This window comes from Stenotrophomonas sp. 22DLJC03 (genome assembly GCF_056861405.1).
Map to the genome: position 1 here is coordinate 530,243 of NZ_JBSPUG010000001.1, position 19,068 is coordinate 549,310.

Annotated in this window: 16 protein-coding genes; 11 read left to right on the top strand and 5 right to left on the bottom strand. The window is 66.7% G+C overall.

Annotation, left to right across the window (positions count from 1 at the left end):
• Nucleotides 1-246: 246 nt before the first annotated feature.
• The 3 genes from AC13GA_RS02425 to AC13GA_RS02435 all read right to left on the bottom strand — a co-directional run bounded on the left by AC13GA_RS02425 (nucleotide 247) and on the right by AC13GA_RS02435 (nucleotide 4,207).
• The gene (locus tag AC13GA_RS02425) at nucleotides 247-2,277 is read right to left on the bottom strand and encodes an FAD-dependent oxidoreductase (RefSeq protein ID WP_480982630.1); all 2,031 of its coding nucleotides are present in this window, start codon (nucleotides 2,275-2,277) and stop codon (nucleotides 247-249) included.
• Between the two features lie 106 nt (nucleotides 2,278-2,383).
• On the bottom strand, nucleotides 2,384-3,013 hold the full coding sequence (gene yczE / locus AC13GA_RS02430; RefSeq protein WP_136640046.1) for a membrane protein YczE: 630 nt from the start codon (nucleotides 3,011-3,013) through the stop codon (nucleotides 2,384-2,386).
• A 174-nt stretch (nucleotides 3,014-3,187) separates the two neighbouring features.
• On the bottom strand, nucleotides 3,188-4,207 hold the full coding sequence (locus AC13GA_RS02435; protein ID WP_482997445.1) for a zinc-binding alcohol dehydrogenase family protein: 1,020 nt from the start codon (nucleotides 4,205-4,207) through the stop codon (nucleotides 3,188-3,190).
• A gap of 357 nt (nucleotides 4,208-4,564) precedes the next feature.
• On the opposite strand from AC13GA_RS02435, the gene AC13GA_RS02440 reads away from it, so the two are divergent.
• The 4 genes from AC13GA_RS02440 (at nucleotide 4,565) to AC13GA_RS02455 (ending at nucleotide 7,655) form a co-directional block, all read left to right on the top strand.
• A complete protein-coding gene (locus AC13GA_RS02440; RefSeq protein WP_046988126.1) occupies nucleotides 4,565-5,656 on the top strand; it encodes an OmpA family protein in 1,092 nt (363 codons plus the stop codon).
• A gap of 229 nt (nucleotides 5,657-5,885) precedes the next feature.
• Nucleotides 5,886-6,404, top strand: coding sequence for a hypothetical protein (locus AC13GA_RS02445; protein WP_046988125.1), 519 nt, complete (start codon nucleotides 5,886-5,888; stop codon nucleotides 6,402-6,404).
• Nucleotides 6,405-6,424: 20 nt separating this feature from the next.
• The gene (locus AC13GA_RS02450) at nucleotides 6,425-7,231 is read left to right on the top strand and encodes a pseudouridine synthase (RefSeq protein WP_482997446.1); all 807 of its coding nucleotides are present in this window, start codon (nucleotides 6,425-6,427) and stop codon (nucleotides 7,229-7,231) included.
• Nucleotides 7,232-7,319: 88 nt separating this feature from the next.
• Complete coding sequence (locus tag AC13GA_RS02455; RefSeq protein WP_005412356.1) at nucleotides 7,320-7,655, top strand: hypothetical protein; 336 nt, start codon at nucleotides 7,320-7,322, stop codon at nucleotides 7,653-7,655.
• An 88-nt stretch (nucleotides 7,656-7,743) separates the two neighbouring features.
• Here the strand turns inward: AC13GA_RS02455 and kbl are convergent, their stop codons facing one another.
• Nucleotides 7,744-8,952 carry a glycine C-acetyltransferase gene (kbl, locus tag AC13GA_RS02460; RefSeq protein ID WP_482997447.1) on the bottom strand — a complete coding sequence of 403 codons (1,209 nt, stop codon included), beginning with the start codon at nucleotides 8,950-8,952 and terminating at the stop codon, nucleotides 7,744-7,746.
• A 205-nt stretch (nucleotides 8,953-9,157) separates the two neighbouring features.
• Between kbl and AC13GA_RS02465 the strand changes: the two genes are divergently transcribed.
• On the top strand, nucleotides 9,158-9,853 hold the full coding sequence (locus AC13GA_RS02465; RefSeq protein ID WP_136639885.1) for a TorF family putative porin: 696 nt from the start codon (nucleotides 9,158-9,160) through the stop codon (nucleotides 9,851-9,853).
• A 131-nt stretch (nucleotides 9,854-9,984) separates the two neighbouring features.
• On the opposite strand, the gene tdh is transcribed toward AC13GA_RS02465, so the two are convergent.
• A complete protein-coding gene (tdh, locus tag AC13GA_RS02470) occupies nucleotides 9,985-11,007 on the bottom strand; it encodes an L-threonine 3-dehydrogenase (protein WP_032952044.1) in 1,023 nt (340 codons plus the stop codon).
• A 292-nt stretch (nucleotides 11,008-11,299) separates the two neighbouring features.
• Here tdh and AC13GA_RS02475 point away from each other — a divergent pair, with 292 nt between their 5' ends.
• The 6 genes from AC13GA_RS02475 to purF all read left to right on the top strand — a co-directional run bounded on the left by AC13GA_RS02475 (nucleotide 11,300) and on the right by purF (nucleotide 19,065).
• A complete protein-coding gene (locus AC13GA_RS02475) occupies nucleotides 11,300-13,462 on the top strand; it encodes a S46 family peptidase (RefSeq protein WP_482997448.1) in 2,163 nt (720 codons plus the stop codon).
• Nucleotides 13,463-13,662: 200 nt separating this feature from the next.
• Entirely contained in the window at nucleotides 13,663-14,307 is a 645-nt protein-coding gene (locus AC13GA_RS02480; protein WP_010483945.1) for a histidine phosphatase family protein, read from the top strand.
• A 41-nt stretch (nucleotides 14,308-14,348) separates the two neighbouring features.
• Nucleotides 14,349-15,620: a bifunctional tetrahydrofolate synthase/dihydrofolate synthase gene (gene folC, locus AC13GA_RS02485; RefSeq protein WP_482997449.1), complete on the top strand. Its 1,272-nt coding sequence runs from the start codon at nucleotides 14,349-14,351 to the stop codon at nucleotides 15,618-15,620.
• Between the two features lie 81 nt (nucleotides 15,621-15,701).
• Nucleotides 15,702-16,742, top strand: a complete 1,041-nt coding sequence (locus AC13GA_RS02490; protein ID WP_136639882.1) for an SPOR domain-containing protein — start codon at nucleotides 15,702-15,704, stop codon at nucleotides 16,740-16,742.
• Between the two features lie 46 nt (nucleotides 16,743-16,788).
• Nucleotides 16,789-17,568, top strand: coding sequence for a CvpA family protein (locus AC13GA_RS02495; protein ID WP_046982505.1), 780 nt, complete (start codon nucleotides 16,789-16,791; stop codon nucleotides 17,566-17,568).
• 30 nt (nucleotides 17,569-17,598) lie between these two features.
• Nucleotides 17,599-19,065, top strand: a complete 1,467-nt coding sequence (purF, locus tag AC13GA_RS02500) for an amidophosphoribosyltransferase (RefSeq protein WP_012510177.1) — start codon at nucleotides 17,599-17,601, stop codon at nucleotides 19,063-19,065.
• Nucleotides 19,066-19,068 lie beyond the last annotated feature (3 nt).

Consider the following 19,068-nt stretch of genomic DNA (forward strand, 5'->3'; position numbering starts at 1 on the left):
GACAGGAGGCGGGGTACGACTTGGCGTCATGGGGAGGCGGCCATCGGGGCCGCCCCGTGGGCAGCCCCAAAAGAACGATCAGTACCGATCGAGGGGGCCGCGCCGGCTCACCGGAAACTGGCTGGTGAGCGGAAAGATGGCGCAAGGTAGGGGGGGATAGCCGAACGCATCGTGAATCGCCCGGCTTGACATTCAGGTTCGGCAGGGGTGACGGAAATCACATTCCGCCCCCCATTCAGGTTCTCATCAAAGCGCAGCGGCGACCCGGCTGCCCTGGTCGATCGCCCGCTTCGCATCCAGTTCGGCGGCCACATCGGCGCCGCCGATCAACTGTGCGTTGATGCCGGCGGCCTGCAGTTCGGCCTGCAGCGTGCGGTTCGGTTCCTGGCCGGCGCAGATCACCACGTGATCGACCGGCAGCAGTTGTTCGCTGCCTTCAACGCGGATGCGCAGGCCTTCGTCGTCCACGCCCAGGTACTCGACGCCGCCGAGCATGCGTACGCCCTTGGCCTTCAGTGTGGCCCGGTGGATCCAGCCGGTGGTCTTGCCCAACCGCGCGCCGGGCTTGCCCGGGCTGCGCTGCAGCAGCCACAACCGGCGCGGCGACGCCTCGGCCTGCGGCCGCGCCAGCGAGCCGCGGGCCTCGAAGGTGGCGTCCACGCCCCATTCGGCCATCCAGCGCTGCGGGTCCAGCGACGGCGACTCGCCCGAATGGCTGAGGAACTCGCCGACGTCGAAGCCGATGCCGCCGGCGCCGATGATCGCCGCATTGGCGCCGACTTCGACACGGCCCAGCAGCACGTCCAGGTAGTTCACCACCTTGGCGTGGTCGGCACCGGGGAAGTCGACCCTGCGCGGGGTGATTCCCGTGGCCAGCACCACCTCGTCGAAGCCGGCCAGATTGGCGGCATCGGCGCGGGTGCCGAGGCGCAGCTGCACGCCAGTCTCGCCCAGCGTGTGGCGGAAATAGCGCAGGGTCTCGTGGAATTCTTCCTTGCCCGGGATGCGCTTGGCCACGTTGAACTGGCCGCCGATCTCGTCGTTGGCATCGAACAGGGTCACCTGGTGGCCGCGCTGGGCAGCGACGGTGGCGCAGGCCAGGCCGGCCGGGCCGGCGCCGACCACGGCGATCTTCTTCGGCGCGGCAGTGGGGTGGTAGACCAGCTCGGTCTCGTGTGCGGCACGCGGATTGACCAGGCAGCTGGCCAGCTTGTTCTCGAACACATGGTCCAGGCAGGCCTGGTTGCAGGCGATGCAGGTGTTGATCGCCTCGGCACGGCCGGCACGCGCCTTGTTCGGCCACTGCGGGTCGGCCAGCAGCGGCCGCGCCAGCGACACCATGTCGGCGCCGCCGCCGGCCAGGATGCGCTCGGCCACGTCGGGCATGTTGATGCGGTTGGTCGCCACCAGCGGCAGCTTTACGTGCGGCTTGAGCTTGGCGGTAACCCCGGCGAAGGCCGCGCGCGGTACCGAGGTGGCGATGGTCGGAATGCGCGCTTCGTGCCAGCCGATGCCGGAGTTGATGATGGTCGCACCGGCAGCCTCGATGGCCTGCGCCTGCTGCACGATCTCGTCCCAGTTGCTGCCGTCTTCCACCAGGTCGACCAGCGACAGGCGGTAGATGATGATGAAGTCCGGGCCGCAGGCTTCGCGGATGCGGCGCACGATTTCCACTGCGAAGCGCATGCGCTGGCGTGCGTCGCCGCCCCATTGATCAGCGCGCTTGTTGGTACGCGGTGCGATGAACTCGTTGATGAGGTAACCCTCCGAGCCCATCACTTCGACGCCGTCATAGCCGGCCTCGCGGGCCAGCTTCGCGCTGCGTGCGTAGTCGGCGATATGGCGTTCGACACCACCGGCCGACAGCGCGCGCGGGGTGAACGGGTTGATCGGCGCCTTCAGCTTCGACGGCGCCACCGACAGCGGGTGGTAGGCATAGCGGCCGGCATGCAGCAGCTGCAGGCAGATCTTCGCGCCGTGCTGGTGCGCGGCGGCGGTCAGCTGGCGGTGCGGCCGCACTTCCCAGGGCCAGGAGAGCTTGCCGCCGAATGGCTTCAGCCAGCCGACCACGTTCGGGGCGAAGCCACCAGTGACGATCAGGCCGACACCGCCCTCGGCGCGCTCGGCGAAGTAGGCCGCCAGCCGCGGGAAGTCGCGGGCGCGATCTTCCAGGCCGGTGTGCATCGAGCCCATCAATACGCGGTTGCGCAGCTGGGTGAAGCCCAGGTCCAGCGGGGCGAACAGGTGGGGATAGGCGCTTTCGTTGGCTGGCGACATGGTCGATACGCTTGCGTACGGAAGCGCGAAGGGTGCCGCGAAACGGCGGCCGGGGCAAGGGCCGGCCTTTGGGTAGTGCCGGCCGCTGGCCGGCATTCGGGGTAGCTCAGGGGGACTGCGGCTGCCGGCCAGCGGCCGGCACTACCGCGGGACGACCAATCCCGAACCAGCCCAGCGTCACCCCGCACAGCGGGCCGATCAGCAGGGCGAAGGCCAGCGTACCCAGGCCGACATTGCCGCCCAGCCACCAGCCCAGCAGCAGCACGCTGCCCTCGATCAGGCTGCGCACCTTCCAGATCGGCCAGCCAGTGCGGGCGTGCAGGCCGGTCATCAGGCCATCGCGCGGGCCCGGGCCGAGCTTGGCACCGATGTACAGGCCGGTGGCCAGCGCGACCAGCAGCATGCCGGCGCAGAACATCGCGAGCTGCCAGCCGAGGCCGACTGCTGGCGGCAGCAGCCACAGCCCGAACTGGGCCGAGGGACCGATCAGCATTACGTTGAGCACGGTTCCCACGCCCGGCTTCTGCCGCAGCGGCCACCACAGCAGCAGCACCAGTGCGCCGATCACGTTGGTGGCCAGGCCGAAGGACAGCGGCGTCTGCGCGGCGATGCCCTGCGACAGTACATCCCAGGGCGCCACGCCGATGGCGGCGCGGATCATCAGCGAGGCACCGAAGCCGTACAGGAACAGGCCGATGATCAGTTGCAGCAGGCGCAGGGGCAGAGCGGTGGGCATGGCGGTCTCGGGGGGAGGGGAATCTGTTTCCACCGTAATCCCGATTCCGTTGATTCAATAGATACAGATGCAGGCCAATCCACCGCCACAGGCGGGCCGCACAGCCGAGCATGGGCTCGGCTCTACATCAGCATTCGAGCCAAGCCGAGTGTGGACGCGTTCCTACCCGACCGCTCACTCGCCCCAGCCCACCAGTGCCAGCTTGCCGAGCGTGCGTCCGCTGGCCAGGCGCTGATGCGCGATGTCCAGATTCGCCGCATTGATCGTGCCCAGCGTCTCACTGAGCGTGCCACGCAGCTGGCCGGCATCGATCATGCTGGCTGCGCGACTGAGGATGCGGTGCTGCTCGATGCGGTCGGCCGTGGCGAAGCGCGAGCGCGCGAACATGAATTCCCAGTGGATGCCGATGCACTTGGCTTTGTAGGGATCGCCGATACGCAGCGGGCCGCGCGGTTCGACGATGAGGCCGACATGTCCCTGCGGCGCCAGCAGCAGGCCCAGTTCGTCCCAATAGTGATCAGTGTCGGCCAGGTTGAGTGCGACCTGCACCGCATCGATTCCCAGCGCCTGCAGTTGTGGCAGCAGCGGTTGCCGGTGGTCGATCACGTGCTGGGCACCCATTCGCCGGCACCAGTCGATCGAGGCGTCGCGGGATGCGGTGGCGATCACCTCGAAGCCTGCGTGACGGGCCAGCTGGATCGCCATCGAGCCGACGCCACCTGCGCCGCCGATCACCAGCAGGTGCTGGCCGGATTGGCGACGGTCATCCAGCCGCAGGGGCATCCGCTCGAACAGCAGTTCCCATGCGGTGAGGGTGGTCAGTGGCAATGCGGCGGCCTCGGCGAAGTCGAGGGTGGTCGGCTTGCGTGCGACCAGGCGCTCATCCACCAGCTGGTACCGCGCGTTGCAGCCGGGGCGGGTGACATCACCGGCGTAGTAGACCTCGTCACCGGAGGCGAACAGGCTGGCCTCGTCGCCGATCGCCTCGACCACGCCGGCGGCGTCCCAGCCGAGGACGCGGGGGGCATCGAGCGTGGCCGGATCGGTGGCGGCGCGCTGCTTGCTGTCGACGGGGTTGACCGAGACCGCCTCGACCCGCACCAACAGGTCGCGGCCGCCCGGAGGCAGCGGTGGAGGCAGATGAATATCGTGCAGGGCGGGGGCGGATTCACGACTCAGGGCGACGGCTTTCATCTCGGCTCCGGCTGGGTTCGTATCTGCATCATAAGGTTCCTCACCTTTCCGCAAACGCGCTGAATCGCGTGATGCAGTGTGTGGCGAAGAATGTCGCTTTTCGCACTTAAACCCCGTCAAACCCTTGCAGCGTGAGGGTCTTGCGGATTTTCATCATCCTGTATAGGGTTTCAACGTCGGACCGGTGGAGGGTCGGGCACAACACTTCACATGTTACGGGACTGTTAACATGACCTTCACCCGCCTGAGCATAATGTTCGCGGCGGTGGCGTGCTGAATCGGCTGTCGAGCTTCGACGCAGTAGTGCTGGCCCATGCCTCTACCGGTTTCATACCCCCGAAATAGGAGCTGTACTCAATGAACAAGAAGATCCTTACTGCCGCGCTGCTGGGCGGTCTGGCTTTCGCCCAGGCTGCTTCCGCGCAGGAGTTCGATGACCGCTGGTACCTGACCGGTTCGGCCGGCTTCAACTTCCAGGACAGCGACCGTCTGACCAATGACGCTCCGTTCGTGACCCTGGGCCTGGGCAAGTTCATCAGCCCGAACTGGTCGCTGGACGGTGAGCTGAACTATCAGAACCCGAACTTCGATTCGAACAAGGACCTGAACTGGTCGCAGTACGGCGTCTCGCTGGACCTGCGTCGCCACTTCATCAAGGAAGGCCGCGGCTGGAACCCGTACATCGTCGGTGGCCTGGGCTACCAGAAGTCGGAAGAAGAGTACCCGGCGCTGAATGCCAATGGTCCGCGCCAGCGTAAGGACGGCAACGTTGCCGCCAAGCTGGGCGTCGGCCTGCAGACCACCTTCGAGAAGCGCGTTGCTGTCCGCGCCGAAGTGGCCTACCGCGCTGACTTCGACGACCAGAGCGTTGCCGCTCCGAAGGAAGACTGGTTCGGTGACGTGCTGGCTTCGGTCGGCGTCGTGATCCCGCTGGGCCCGGCCCCGGTGGCAGCTGTGCCGGCTCCGGCTCCGGTTGCCCCGAGCTGCGCCGACCTGGATGACGACGGTGACGGCGTCAACAACTGCGACGACAAGTGCCCGAACTCGCAGCCGGGTCAGACCATCGGTCCGGACGGTTGCCCGGTGCCGGTCTCCATCGACCTGAAGGGCGTCAACTTCGACTTCGACAAGTCGAACCTGCGTCCGGACGCCGTGGCGATCCTGAGCGAAGCCACCGAGATCCTGAAGCGTTACCCGGATCTGCGCGTTGAAGTCGCCGGTCACACCGACTCGAAGGGTACCGACGCTTACAACCAGAAGCTGTCGGAGCGTCGTGCTACCGCCGTGTACAACTACCTGACCAAGAACGGCGTTGACGCCGGTCGCCTGGTCGGCCCGATCGGCTACGGCGAGAGCCGTCCGATTGCCCCGAACACCAACCCGGATGGTTCGGACAACCCGGAAGGTCGCGCCAAGAACCGTCGTACCGAGCTGAACGTCCAGAACTAAGTTCTGACGCTCTGCCAGTAGGACACAGCAGGACCCGGCTTCGGCCGGGTCTTGTTGTTTCTGCGGCCTGGACTGTCCGGCCCCCCCGGAGTCGCCCGCTGACGGCCAACCGTTCGTCGGTAATTTTCTTCTAGAACCAATGAGTTGCCGTATTCATTGAAAGTGGCGCTTGAAAGCTGTCGCGGCATTGCTAAACTCGCCGCGTCACTTCCTTTCCTGGATGCCCTTCATGCTGCGCTCTGCATCGGCCGCCGTCCTGGCGCTGGCCCTGGTTCCCGCCGCCCACGCTGCGGTCGATTGCTCGGTCAACACCAGCGCCTCGCCGCTGCCGTTGCCGGCCACGACCATCGCACCGGTGGCTGACGAGCTGTACATCCGTGGCAACCAGCTGGGCATGCCGGCCGGCGTGCTGAGCGGCAACTACGATCCGTCGCAGTCGCTGGACCAGGTGCTGCAGCGTCTGCGCATTGATGGTTGCCAGAACATCGCCAAGGCCATTCCGAGTGCACCAGCGGTGAAGCCGAACGATCCGGCCGCCTACAAGCCGCAGACCGAGTTCGACAATACGCCGTGGCGCTTCGACATGAGCCAGAACGGCAAGCGCATGACCGCCGAGGAGTTCGACGCCTGGATGAAGGCGCGTGGTGTGCGCGTGGTCAAGGCGCGTCCGGCTCCGGCAGCGACCCCGGCAGCCACCCCGGCCGCAGCCGAAGTACCGGCTGAGACCAAGCCGGTCGACAAGAAGTAAGCGACGCGGGGAGCAGAGGCTTGCGCACGCGCCGCCCACCTGCCGCCCCCGCCGCCCGCTCCCACGCCCCGCGTGGGCGTGCGAACCCGAACGCCTCCAGTGGTGTGCGCCATGGCCTGGCGCGCGTGCTGTCCAAGGCCGGCGTGTGCTCGCGCAGCGAGGCCGCGCGCTGGATCGCCGAAGGGCGGGTACGCGTCTCTGGCCGCATCGTCCGTGATCCTGAATTTCCAATTGCCAGCCCGGCACCGCTGATCGAGGTCGACGGCCAGCCGATGGCTGCGCCGCAGCGCCTGTACCTGATGCTCAACAAGCCACGGGGCGTGGTCACTACCGCACAGGACGAGCGTGGACGTGACACGGTCTACCGTTGTTTCGATGGTGCCGGCCTGCCGTGGATCGCACCGGTCGGGCGCCTCGACAAGGCCAGTGAAGGCCTGCTGTTGTTCAGCAATGATCCGCAGTGGGCGGCGCATCTGACCGATCCGGAGACCGGGCCGCAGAAGACCTATCACGTGCAGGTGGACCGCCTGCCCGACCAGGACACCCTGGCCGCGTTGCGCGCCGGTGTCGAAGACGAGGGCGAGTTCCTGGTCGCCCTGGCCGTGCGCGTGCTGCGCAGCGGTGACAAGACCGCGTGGCTGGAGGTGGTCCTCGACGAGGGTCGCAACCGCCATATCCGTCGCCTGTTGGCGGCCTTCGACCTGCAGGTGCTGCGCCTGGTCCGGGTTGCGATCGGAGAGCTCACGCTCGGCGATCTCGGCAAGGGCCGGTGGCGGGTGCTTGAGGTCAGCGACCAGCAGCGGCTGGGGGCCGCTGCAACAGGCTGATCATCGCCTGCGGCCGGCAACTGCCGGTCACCGTTCCAGGCGTAGGGGGCGCCTGGTTGTTGAATTTCCCGAACGGAGCCTGCCCACCATGTACCACCCGACCCTCAACCAAACCCTGCGCTGCGCAGGCCTGCTGCTGCCGATGGTGCTGCTCACGGCCTGTGGCGGCCACAAGAAAGTGGCCAAGGCGGAAACGCCTGCCGAAACCCCGGTGGTGGAAGTGAAGACCCCGGAACTGGACGGTCGCGGCAGCTACCGCTTCCTGATGAGCAACGGCGACAAGAAGATGACTGCCGACGAATTCGATGCCTGGATGAAGGCCAACGGCATCCGCGTTGCCAAGGGCAACGGCCAGGATGCCGCTGCCAAGCCGGTGGTGGTGGCCAGCAAGGACGAGCCGAAGGGCAAGAAGAAAAAGAAATGACGCCTGTGGGTGTCGACCTTGGTCGACACGCCTTGACCGATGGGGTCAGAGCCCTTTCCGCGGGAAAGGGATCCGACCCCGGCCATGATCAACCCTTGATCACGCCCAGCTCGACGCCGATGCGGGTGAACGCATCGATGGCGCGATCCAGGTGGGCACGCGTATGCGCGGCGCTGATCTGGGTACGGATGCGGGCCTGGCCCTTGGGCACCACCGGGAAGAAGAAGCCGATCGCATAGATGCCTTCCTCAAGCAGGCGCTCGGCGAACTTCTGTGCAAGCGGTGCGTCGTACAGCATCACCGGGCTGATCGGGTGCACGCCCGGCTTCACGTCGAATCCGGCGGCGGTCATCTTTTCGCGGAAGTAAGCGGTGTTCTTGGCCAGGGCGCCGCGCAGGTCATCGGCGGCGGCCAGCATCTCGAATGCCTTGATGCCGGCAGCAACCACGTGCGGCGGCAGCGAGTTGGAGAACAGGTAAGGACGCGAGCGCTGGCGCAGCAGTTCGATCACCTCGGCGCTGGCGCAGGTGAAGCCACCCAGCGCACCACCCATGGCCTTGCCCAGGGTGCCGGTGATGATGTCGATCTTCTCCAGCACGCCCTTCACTTCGGCCGAGCCACGGCCGGTGGCGCCGAGGAAGCCAGTGGCGTGGCACTCATCGATGTGCACCAGCGCGTTGTACTTCTTCGCCAGTGCGGTGATCTCGTCCAGCGGGGCGATGAAGCCGTCCATCGAGAACACGCCGTCGGTGGTGATCAGCTTGGTCTTGCAGCCGGCGGCATCCGCAGCCTGCAGCTGCGCTTCCAGGTCGGCCATGTCGCAATTGGCGTAGCGGAAGCGCTTGGCCTTGCACAGACGCACGCCGTCGATGATCGAGGCATGGTTCAGCGCGTCGGAAATGATCGCGTCGTTCTCGCCGAGCAGCGGCTCGAACAGGCCGCCGTTGGCATCGAAGCAGGCCGCGTACAGGATGGTGTCCTGCTTGCCGAAGAACTCGGCGATCTGCTTTTCCAGCTGCTTGTGCAGGTCCTGGGTGCCGCAGATGAAACGTACCGAGGCCATGCCGAAGCCATGGCTGTCCAGTGCGTCCTTGGCCGCCTGGATCAGGTCCGGATGATCGGCCAGGCCCAGGTAGTTGTTGGCGCAGAAGTTCAGCACCGTGCGGCCGTCGTCGAGGGTGATCTCGGCCGACTGCGGGCTGGTGATGATCCGCTCGGACTTGAACAGGCCCTGGGCGCGGATGGCGTCCAGTTCCTCGGCATAGTGGCGGGTCAGGGCGGAGGAGGCGTCGGTCATGGCGTGGGCACGGCTCTGAACGGGGAAACCACTGATTCTACCGGGCATCGCCGCTCGCCAACCGGCCTTGGTGGGGCATCGCCACGGCCGGCACATGTTGCATCGCAATAGCAAACTGGTTAAGAATTCGTGAACCGGAGCTGTCGGGCTCCGGCCGCTACGCCCGCTCCTGCCTTCCACGCCACCGCCCCCACCGGAGACGCTCATGACGCACGCCCGTGCCTGCCTCGCCATTGCCGCTGCCCTGACCCTGGCCGCCCCGTTCGCCGCCAGCGCCCAGGAAAACGAATCGCCGTACAGCTGGAACGTCACCGCTGTTTCCGATTACCTGTTCCGTGGTGTGTCGCAGACCGATGAGGATCCGACCCTGCAGGCTGGCTTCACCTACACCAGCCCGGTCGGCCTGTATGCCGGCGTCTGGGGCTCGGGCGTGGACTTCGGTGCAGGTGATCCGAAGACCGAGGTCGACTACCTGATCGGCTACGGCGTGGATGTCACCGAGCGCGTCAACTTCGACGTGCTGCTGAACCGCTACACCTACCTGAAGTCCAGCCACCAGAACTACAACGAGCTGATCACCACCACCACGCTGGATGACACCTACAAGCTGACGGTGGCCTACACCAACGATGTATGGAACAGCAGCACCGATGGCTGGTACTTCGGCCTGGGTGGCAGCTGGGGCCTGCCGAAGGACTTCACCCTGAATGCCAATGTCGGCCGCAGCACGTTTGAAGACGGCATCGCCAAGGATTACACCGACTGGAATGTCGGCGTTGAGCGCCAGTTCGGGATGGCCAAGGTCGGCCTGGGCTACTACGGCACCGACGGCAACGGCCGCGACAACTCCGGCAAGCTGGCCCACAGCCGCGTGATGCTGAGCGTGGCCATCGGTAAGTAACGCCGCAGGCGTTACGGTAGGTGCCAGGCTTGCCTGGCAAGCTTTACGAAAAAGGCGCCCATCGGGCGCCTTTTTCAATTTCGAGGTGTGCCGAGCAAGCTCGGCACCCACTCATCGCGCGCGGCGAAGGGTCAATTCCAGCTCAAAACAACCTTGCCGGCCTTGCCTTCTTCCATCAGGTCGAAGCCCTTCTGGAAGTCGTCGATCGGCAGCTGGTGGGTCATCACCTTGCCGAGCGGGAAGCCGGACAGCACCAGCTGGGTCATCTTGTACCAGGTCTCGTACATCTTGCGGCCGTAGATGCCCTGCACGGTCAGGCCCTTGAAGATGATCTTGTCCCAGTCGCAACCGGCGCCCTTGGGCATGATGCCGAGCATGGCGATCTTGCCGCCGTGGTACATGCAGTCGAGCATGTCGTTGAACGCACGCGGGTTGCCGCTCATTTCCAGGCCCACGTCGAAGCCCTCCATGTGCAGTTCCTTCATCACGTCCTTCAACGAGGTGTTGGCGACGTTGACCACGCGGGTGGCGCCCATGTCGGCGGCCAGCTTCAGGCGGAAATCGTTGACGTCGGTGACCACCACGTTGCGTGCGCCGATGTGCTTGCAGATGCCTGCGGCGATGATGCCAATCGGGCCAGCGCCAGTGATCAGCACGTCTTCACCGATCACGTTGAACTCCAGCGCGCAGTGCGCGGCGTTGCCGTACGGATCGAAGAACGCGGCCAGCTCGGACGGAATCTGGTCCGGGATCGGCCACAGGTTGCTGGCCGGCATCACCATGTATTCGGCGAACGCGCCGTTGACGTTGACGCCGATGCCGACGGTGTTCGGGCACAGGTGCGGGCGGCCGCCACGGCAGTTGCGGCAATGGCCGCAGACGATGTGGCCTTCGGCCGAGACGCGCTGGCCGATCTCGTAGCCGGTCACGCCCGGGCCGATCTCGGCGATGCGGCCGACGAACTCATGGCCGATGGTCAGGCCCGGCTTGATCGTGCGCTGGCTCCATTCGTCCCACAGGTAGATGTGCAGGTCGGTACCGCAGATCGCGGTCTTTTCCAGCTTGATCAGGACCTGGTTGGGGCCCGGAGTCGGCACCGGAACCTCTTCCATCCAGATGCCCTTGGCTGCTTCGCGCTTGACCAGGGCCTTCATCGTTTGCTGCGCCATCGGGGTGGAACTCATCAGGGGGAAAACGCGGATTATAGAGGCCCGCGCGGAATTCCCATGTTGCGCTGCGGGTGCAGTGGCGGAACGAAAGGCGTGTGCTGGCGGGCGTTTCGAACGTGGCCGCTGTGCTCGCCGGGCCATGCCCGCTAGATGCGCGGGTGCCAACCAAGGTTGGCTGCTACCGGGGCATCGGTGAGCCAGGTCCATGACTTCCGGGGTTCGGGGCGGGGCAGGGCGGCGGGCTACAATCGAAGGTTCCACTACCAGGGGCCGCTCCATGCGCTCGAACCTGCTTGCATTCTCCATCGTCGCCAGCCTCGGGCTGGCCCAGGTCGCCCATGCCGCTGAAGGCATGTGGGTGCCGCAGCAGCTGCCGGAAATCGCCGGCCCGCTGCAGAAGGCCGGCCTGAAGCTGTCCCCGGAACAGCTGTCCAACCTGACCGGCGACCCGATGGGCGCCGTCGTCGCCCTCGGCGGCTGCACCGCCAGCTTCGTCTCGCCGCAGGGCCTGGTGGTCACCAACCACCACTGCGCTTATGGCGCCATCCAGCTGAATTCGACTGCGCAGAAGAACCTGATCAAGGACGGCTTCAACGCGCCGACCCTGAAGGATGAACTGAGCGCCGGCCCGAACGCCCGCGTGTTCGTGCTCGACCAGATTACCGACGTCACCACCCAGGCCAAGGCCGCCATCGCTGCCGCCGGCAACGACCCGCTGGCCCGCAGCCGCGCGTTGGACGCCTTCGACAAGGCACAGGTCGCCGCCTGTGAAGCCGACGCCGGCTTCCGCTGCCGCCTGTACAGTTTCTCCGGTGGCAACACCTACCGCCTGTTCCGCAACATGGAAATCAAGGACGTGCGCCTGGTCTACGCGCCCCCGGGCAGCGTCGGCAAGTTCGGTGGCGACGTCGACAACTGGATGTGGCCGCGCCACACCGGTGATTTCTCGTTCTACCGCGCCTATGTAGGCAAGGATGGCAAGCCGGCCGCCTTCGCCGCCGACAACGTGCCGTACCAGCCCAAGCACTTCCTGAAGTTCGCCGACCAGCCGCTGGGTGCCGACGACTTCGTGATGGTGGCCGGCTACCCGGGCCGCACCAACCGCTACGCACTGGCCGGCGAGTTCAACGAAACCGCCAGCTTCACCTACCCGACCATCGCCAAGCACTACAACGCAGTGCTGAAGATGATCGCCGACGCCGGCAAGGCCGACGCCGACGTCAAGGTGAAGTACGCCGCCACTGCCGCCAGCATGAACAACGTGGCCAAGAACTACCTGGGCCAGCTGGAAGGCTTCAAGCGCATCGACGCCGCGGGCCAGAAGCAGGCTGAAGAAGCCGCCGTGCTGGCCTGGCTGAAGAAGCAGGGTGCTGCCGGCAAGCCGGCCCTGGCCGCACACGCGCAGCTGCTCAAGCATCTGGATACCAGCAAGTCCACCCGCGAACGCGACCTGTTCGTCGGTCAGTTCAATAACACCTCGGCCGTCGGCGCGGCGATCACCCTGTACCGCCTGTCGATCGAGCGCAGCAAGCCGGATGCCGAACGCGAAGCTGGTTACCAGGAACGCGACCTGACCACCATCGAAGGCGGCCTGAAGCAGATGGATCGCCGCTACGTGGCGAAGATGGACCAGCAGCTGCAGACCTACTGGCTCGACCAGTACGTGGCTCTGCCGGCCGCGCAGCGCGACAATGAAGTGCTGAACAAGTGGCTGGCCGGCAGCGATGCTGCTGCGGTCAAGTCGCTGGTGAACAAGCTGGGCGGCACCGAGCTGGGCAGCCTGGACAACCGCCTGAAGTGGTTCAAGGCCGACCGCGCTGCGTTCGAAGCCAGCAACGATCCGGCCATCCAGTACGCCGTTGCGGTCATGCCGGCGCTGCTGAAGCAGGAAGAGCAGAAGAAGATCCGCGAAGGCGAATCGCTGACCGCACGTCCGCTGTACCTGCAGGCGGTGGCCGATTACAAGAAGAGCCAGGGCGAGTTCGTCTATCCGGATGCCAACCTGTCGCTGCGCATCACCTTCGGCAACGTCATGGGGTACGGCAAGGACGGCGTGAAGTACACCCCGTTCACCACCCTGGAAGGCGTGGCGGCGAAGGAAACCGGTGAAGATCCGTTCGATTCGCCGAAGGCGCTGCTCGATGCGGTCAAGGCCAAGCGTTACGGCGGCCTGGAAGACAAGCGCATTGGTTCGGTGCCGGTGAACTTCCTGTCCAACCTGGACATTACCGGCGGCAACTCGGGTTCGCCGGTGCTGGATGCCAACGGCAAGCTGGTGGGCCTGGCCTTCGACGGCAACTGGGAATCGGTCAGCTCCAACTGGGTGTTCGACCCGGTGATGACCCGCATGATCGCCGTGGACAGCCGCTACATGCAGTGGATCATGCAGGAAGTGGCGCCGGCGCCGCAGCTGCTGAAGGAACTGAACCTGGCGAAATGAACCGGTTGCGGTAGTGCCGGCCGCTGGCTGGCAACCTCGACCAGATAGCCGGAGTTTCCGAAACCCCGCGACCTACGTCGCGGGGTTTTTTCATGCCCGGCCCGGCCGGGTCCGCCGAACAGGTATCATCCCTGTTCCGTGGACTTCACAGGATGTGAACGAAACGCGGAAACCTCCTCCCCCCAGGACCCCTTGCACGCATGCGCATCCTGCTTGCCCGCCACGGTGAAACGCCGTGGAACGCCGAAGGCCGCTACCAGGGCCAGATCGATATTCCGCTTTCGCCGATCGGCGAAGCTCAGGCCCAGGCCCTCGGTGCCCGCCTGGCTTCGGTCGACATCACCCGTGCGGTGGCCTCGCCGCTGTCGCGCGCCCAGCGCACCGCGCAGCTGGCGCTGGGCGCCGCGCGTGCCGACATGCTGCTGACCGAGCCGGAGCTGCAGGAAATCGCGCACGGTGAGTGGGAAGGCCTGCTCGCCAGCGAGATCAACGAGAAGGACCCGTCGCGCCTGCAGGCCTGGCGCGAGGAGCCCGATACCGTGCTGATGCCCGGCGGCGAATCGCTGCGCCTGGTGCTGGAACGCAGCTGGCGTGGCCTGGCCCGTGCCACCGAAGGTCTCGGCGAGCACGACACGCTGCTGGTGGTTGCCCATGACGCGGTCAACCGCGTGATCCTGTGCAAGGTGCTGGGCCTGCCGATTTCCCGCCTGTGGACCTTCCGCCAGGCGCCGACCACGCTCAACCTGCTCGAAGGCGCCGATCTGGACAGCCTGGAAGTGGTGCGCCTGAACGACTGCGCCCACCACACGCCGTTCTTCGGCGAAGCCAAGCACCGCGCACTCTGACCCGCCACACCGAACCGCCTGTACCTGCTGGAAGCACTGCCGTGACGAACACCCCGACCACCCTGGCCGATTGGCTGGATTACATTGAACGCCAGCACCCGGCGAGCATCGACATGGGACTGGAGCGCGTGCGCACCGTTGCCACCGCGATGGGCCTGGGTGCACCGGCCGGGCGCACCATCGTGGTCGGTGGCACCAACGGCAAGGGGTCCACCGTGGCCTTCATCGAGTCCATCGCGCGTGCTGCCGGCTGGAAGGTCGGCGCCTACACCTCGCCGCACCTGCTGCGCTACAACGAACGTGTTCGCATCGATGGCCAGGATGTCGACGATGCGGCGCTGGTTGCTGCGTTCAATGCCGTCGAAGCGGCGCGCGGTGACACCACGCTGACCTATTTCGAGTACGGCACGCTCGCTGCGCTGCGGCTGTTCGCCGACGCCGGGCTGGATCTGGCCGTGCTGGAAGTGGGCCTCGGTGGCCGCCTGGACGCGGTCAACATCGTCGACGCCGATGTATCGGTGATCACCACCGTGGACATCGATCACGCCGAATGGCTGGGCGATGACCGCGAAGCCATCGGTACCGAGAAGGCCGGCATCATCCGCGGCTGGAAGCCGGTGATCGTGGGTGAGACCGATCCGCCATCAAGCGTGCTGGCGCGTGCCTACCTGGTGGGTGCCAACGCGATCCGCGGCGGCAGCGACTACTTCTACGAGCCGATCGATGCCCAGCGCTGGCGCTGGCGCGATGTCGGTACCCGTCTGGAGCTGCCGACCCCGGCGCTGGCCGGGCCGATCCAGCTGGCCAATGCCGGTGCTGCGATCGCTGCACTGCGTGCGCTGGACAAGCCGGTGCCGCGCGCCGCGTGGGCCGAAGGCGTGGCCGCCGCCCGCATCGCCGGCCGCCTGCAGGCGTTCGAGCGTGACGGCGTGCAGATCCGCGTGGACGTGGGCCACAACCCGCAGGCCGCCGGCCAGCTGGCGCGCGCGCTGAAGGCCGAGGCGGTACCTGGGCGCACCCTGGCGGTGTACGCCGCGCTGCAGGACAAGGACGCGCTGGGCGTGGTGCAGGCACTGCAGGACGTGGTGGGCGAGTGGACCCTGGCCGGCCTGGACGGCCCGCGTGGGCAGAGCGCGGCGCAGCTGCAGGCGCGCCTGGCCGATACCGCTGCCGCTGCCGCACAGCTGTCCGACAGCGTCGAACAAGCGCTGGCGCAGGTGCTGGCCCAGGCCAAGCGCGGTGACCGGGTGCTGGTGTTCGGCTCGTTCCACACCGCCGCCGCGGCCCTGCAGTGGCTGCAGGACCCGGCCTGATCCACGTTCAGCCAACGCCGACGCCGTCCGGTCCGGCACCCGTATAATCGACCGCAACCCCCGGACAGTTGCCTGCCTCACGTGGATACGCCTCTGAAACAGCGTCTGATTGGTGCCATCGTGCTGGTAGCGCTGGCCGTGATTTTCCTGCCGATGCTGGTCAAGGGGCCGGCCCCGGACAGTGGCGTGGCCAATGTGCCGATCGCCGCGCCGGATGCGCCAGCCGATGGCCAGTTCGAAACCCGCGAACTGCCGCTGGTTGCGCCGGCGGGCGGTGCCACCGGCCTGCAGACCGGCCAGACCAAGCCGCTGCCGGATGCTGCCGCACCGGCCACGCCGCCGACCGTGGACACCTCGCCTGCGGTGGCCGCCGGCAACTACGCGGTCACCTTCGGTGCCTACGGCAGCAAGGCCGACGCCGATGCGGTGATTGCCTACCTGAAGCGTTCGCAGCTGCCGGGCTTCGCTGAGAGCGCCACCATCAACGGCCGCCAGGCATGGCGCGTGCGGGTCGGGCCGTATGCCGACCGTGCCCAGGCCGAGGCGGCCCGGCTGCAGGCGGTGAAGATCCGTGCGGATGTGAAGGCTGAGGTTATTGCTCTGGATGCGGCGACGGGCGGCAACGCCGCAGTTGCCGCCACTCCGGCGCCTGCGCCGGCGAGTGCGAGCACCCCGGCGGCAGCCACCGCACCCTCGGCCAATGGCAATCCGGTGCGCAGCGAAAGCCTGCCGCCGAGCACGCCGACTGCCACCACCACCCCGGTGGCCAAGCCGGAGCCGCCGAAGCCGGCACCGAAGCCGGAAGCCAAGCCTGAGCCCAAGCCGGAAACCGCGGCCAGCAAGCCGACGACGGCGCCGGCCACGCCTGCAGCCCCGGCCGCCAGTGGCGTCGGCTTCGCGGTGCAGCTGGGCGCTTTCGGCCAGGCCAACGATGCCAATGCCCTGCGCGACAAGGTCCGCGCCGCTGGCTTCAGCGCCTTCGTCGAGCAGGTGCGTACCGACAAGGGCACCCTGCATCGTGTCCGCGTCGGACCGGTGGCCAACCGCGCCGACGCCGAACAGCTGAAGGCGCAGGTCGCCGCCAAGGTCGGCGTGGCCGGCATGGTGCGACCGCACCCATGACCCACGCGCAGCCCCGTTGCCAGCGCCGCCGAAGGAGCGGGGCGCCATGATCGACGTGGTGCTGCTGATCGTGATCGCCGCCTCGGCCCTGCTGGGGATGCTGCGCGGCTTCGTCGGCATCGTCATCGGCACCCTGTCGTGGCTGTTGGCCGCGTGGGCCGCCTTCGCCTTCGGCAATGACGCGGCCCACTGGTGGGCCGCACCGGCCGCACCGGGCGGCGAGCACTTCGTCGGTGGCTACCTGGGCGTCGGCATCGGCGTGATGATCGTGGTCGCGGTGATCGGCATGGTCATCAAGGCCATGGTCCATCGCAGCATGCTGACCAGCCTGGACCGCCTGCTGGGCGGCGTGCTGGGCGTTGTCCGTGGCGGCCTGATCGCCGCGATCCTGCTGCTGCTGGGCAGTTTCACTCCGCTGACCGCCGAGCCCTCCTGGCAGCGTTCGGCGGTGCGCCCACTGCTGAACCCCACCGTGGCCTGGATGAACAGCAAGCTGCCGCACTGGGAGGTTCCCGGGGCCGATCTGCTGCCCAAGGCCTTGCCGACCGACGCGCTGTCCCCATCTGCATTGATGGAGTTGGGCAAGAACGCAGGCGCCGGGTTGGGAAAGCCGGGCGCGGCAGGCGATAATGGCATCCTCAATCAGGTAGTGGCAGGCAGCGGATGGCTGCGGCCTGCGAAAGCGGAACAGGGCGATTCCTACGATCCGGCCGAAGTGCGTCCGGACGCCCCAGCACTGCCGGACAGTATCGAGCCGGGCGATCCGGCCAATGTCGACCGCGCGCGCGGCGACCACCGCGGCCAGGTACGGCCACCTTCCTTGTAACTGGGCACAGCCCAGCGGAGACCTCGCACCATGTGTGGCATCGTCGGAATCGTCGGCAACCAGAACGTCGCCGGGCAGTTGTATGACGGCTTGACCGTTCTCCAGCATCGCGGCCAGGATGCGGCGGGCATCGCCACCGTCAATGGCAGCCGCCTGCGGGTGCAGAAGGCCACGGGCCTGGTCCGCGATGTGTTCGATGCACGCACGATGTCCACCCTGGAAGGCAGCGTCGGCATCGCCCATGTGCGTTACCCGACCGCCGGCTCGGAAGGCATGGACGAGGCACAGCCGTTCTATGTGAATTCGCCCTACGGCATCGCGCTGGCCCATAACGGCAACCTGATCAACACCGAGGCGCTGCGCCAGCAGGTGTTCGAGCAGGACCGCCGCAACGTCAACACCGATTCGGACAGCGAAGTGCTGCTGAACGTGTTCGCCTACGAACTGGAGCAGCAGCGCCAGCTCAGCCCGGAAGCCGCGATCCGCGCGGTGGCCGGCGTGCACCGTCGCTGCAAGGGCGGTTATGCGGTGGTCAGCGTGGTGCTGGGCCTGGGCCTGGTCGCCTTCCGCGATCCGCATGGCATCCGCCCGCTGGTGCTGGGCAAGCGCAGCCATGCCGAGGGTGACGAATACATTGTTGCCTCCGAGTCGGCCGCGCTGGACGTGCTGGGCTTCCAGCGCGTGCGCGACGTGCAGCCGGGCGAAGCACTGGTGATCACCGCGCGCGGCGAGTTGTTCTCGGAAATCTGCGCCGAGCCGGCCGAACACACCCCGTGCATCTTCGAGTACGTGTATTTCGCACGCCCCGATTCGATGATCGACAACGTGTCGGTGCACAAGGCGCGCATGCGCATGGGCATCAAGCTGGGCGAGAAGATCCTGCGCCTGCGCCCGGACCACGACATCGACACCATCATCCCGATCCCGGACACCTCGCGCGATGCCGCGCTGGAGATCTCCAACGTGCTCGGGGTGAAGTACCGCGAAGGCTTCATCAAGAACCGCTACATCGGCCGCACCTTCATCATGCCGGGCCAGGGTGAGCGGGTGAAGTCGGTGCGCCGCAAACTCAACCCGATCCACCTGGAGTTCCGCAACCGCGTGGTGCTGCTGGTGGACGACTCGATCGTGCGTGGCACCACCAGCCAGCAGATCGTGCAGATGGCCCGTGATGCGGGCGCACGCAAGGTCTACCTGGCCAGTGCGGCACCGCCGGTGCGTTACCCGAACATCTACGGCATCGACATGCCGGCGGCCGAAGAGCTGGTCGCGCATAACCGTACCGTGGAAGAGATCGAAGCCCACCTGGGCTGTGACTGGCTGATCTACCAGGACCTGGAAGACATGGAAGCGGCAGTGAGCGAGGGCAACCCGGCGCTGCGCAACTTCGATTCGTCCTGCTTCAATGGCCATTACCCGACCGGCATCGAGCCGGGCTACTTCGAGCGCATCCAGCAACTGCGTTCGGATGACGCCAAGCACAAGCGCCGCGCCTGAGGT

What these genes read in the sequence shown, in the direction of transcription:
- AC13GA_RS02425 (WP_480982630.1), bottom strand. Translation starts at nt 2,277, where the DNA reads ATGTCGCCAGCCAACGAAAGCGCCTATCCCCACCTGTTCGCCCCGCTG.
- yczE (WP_136640046.1), bottom strand. Translation starts at nt 3,013, where the DNA reads ATGCCCACCGCTCTGCCCCTGCGCCTGCTGCAACTGATCATCGGCCTG.
- AC13GA_RS02435 (WP_482997445.1), bottom strand. Translation starts at nt 4,207, where the DNA reads ATGAAAGCCGTCGCCCTGAGTCGTGAATCCGCCCCCGCCCTGCACGAT.
- AC13GA_RS02440 (WP_046988126.1), top strand. Translation starts at nt 4,565, where the DNA reads ATGAACAAGAAGATCCTTACTGCCGCGCTGCTGGGCGGTCTGGCTTTC.
- AC13GA_RS02445 (WP_046988125.1), top strand. Translation starts at nt 5,886, where the DNA reads ATGCTGCGCTCTGCATCGGCCGCCGTCCTGGCGCTGGCCCTGGTTCCC.
- AC13GA_RS02455 (WP_005412356.1), top strand. Translation starts at nt 7,320, where the DNA reads ATGTACCACCCGACCCTCAACCAAACCCTGCGCTGCGCAGGCCTGCTG.
- kbl (WP_482997447.1), bottom strand. Translation starts at nt 8,952, where the DNA reads ATGACCGACGCCTCCTCCGCCCTGACCCGCCACTATGCCGAGGAACTG.
- AC13GA_RS02465 (WP_136639885.1), top strand. Translation starts at nt 9,158, where the DNA reads ATGACGCACGCCCGTGCCTGCCTCGCCATTGCCGCTGCCCTGACCCTG.
- tdh (WP_032952044.1), bottom strand. Translation starts at nt 11,007, where the DNA reads ATGAAGGCCCTGGTCAAGCGCGAAGCAGCCAAGGGCATCTGGATGGAA.
- AC13GA_RS02475 (WP_482997448.1), top strand. Translation starts at nt 11,300, where the DNA reads ATGCGCTCGAACCTGCTTGCATTCTCCATCGTCGCCAGCCTCGGGCTG.
- AC13GA_RS02480 (WP_010483945.1), top strand. Translation starts at nt 13,663, where the DNA reads ATGCGCATCCTGCTTGCCCGCCACGGTGAAACGCCGTGGAACGCCGAA.
- AC13GA_RS02495 (WP_046982505.1), top strand. Translation starts at nt 16,789, where the DNA reads ATGATCGACGTGGTGCTGCTGATCGTGATCGCCGCCTCGGCCCTGCTG.
- purF (WP_012510177.1), top strand. Translation starts at nt 17,599, where the DNA reads ATGTGTGGCATCGTCGGAATCGTCGGCAACCAGAACGTCGCCGGGCAG.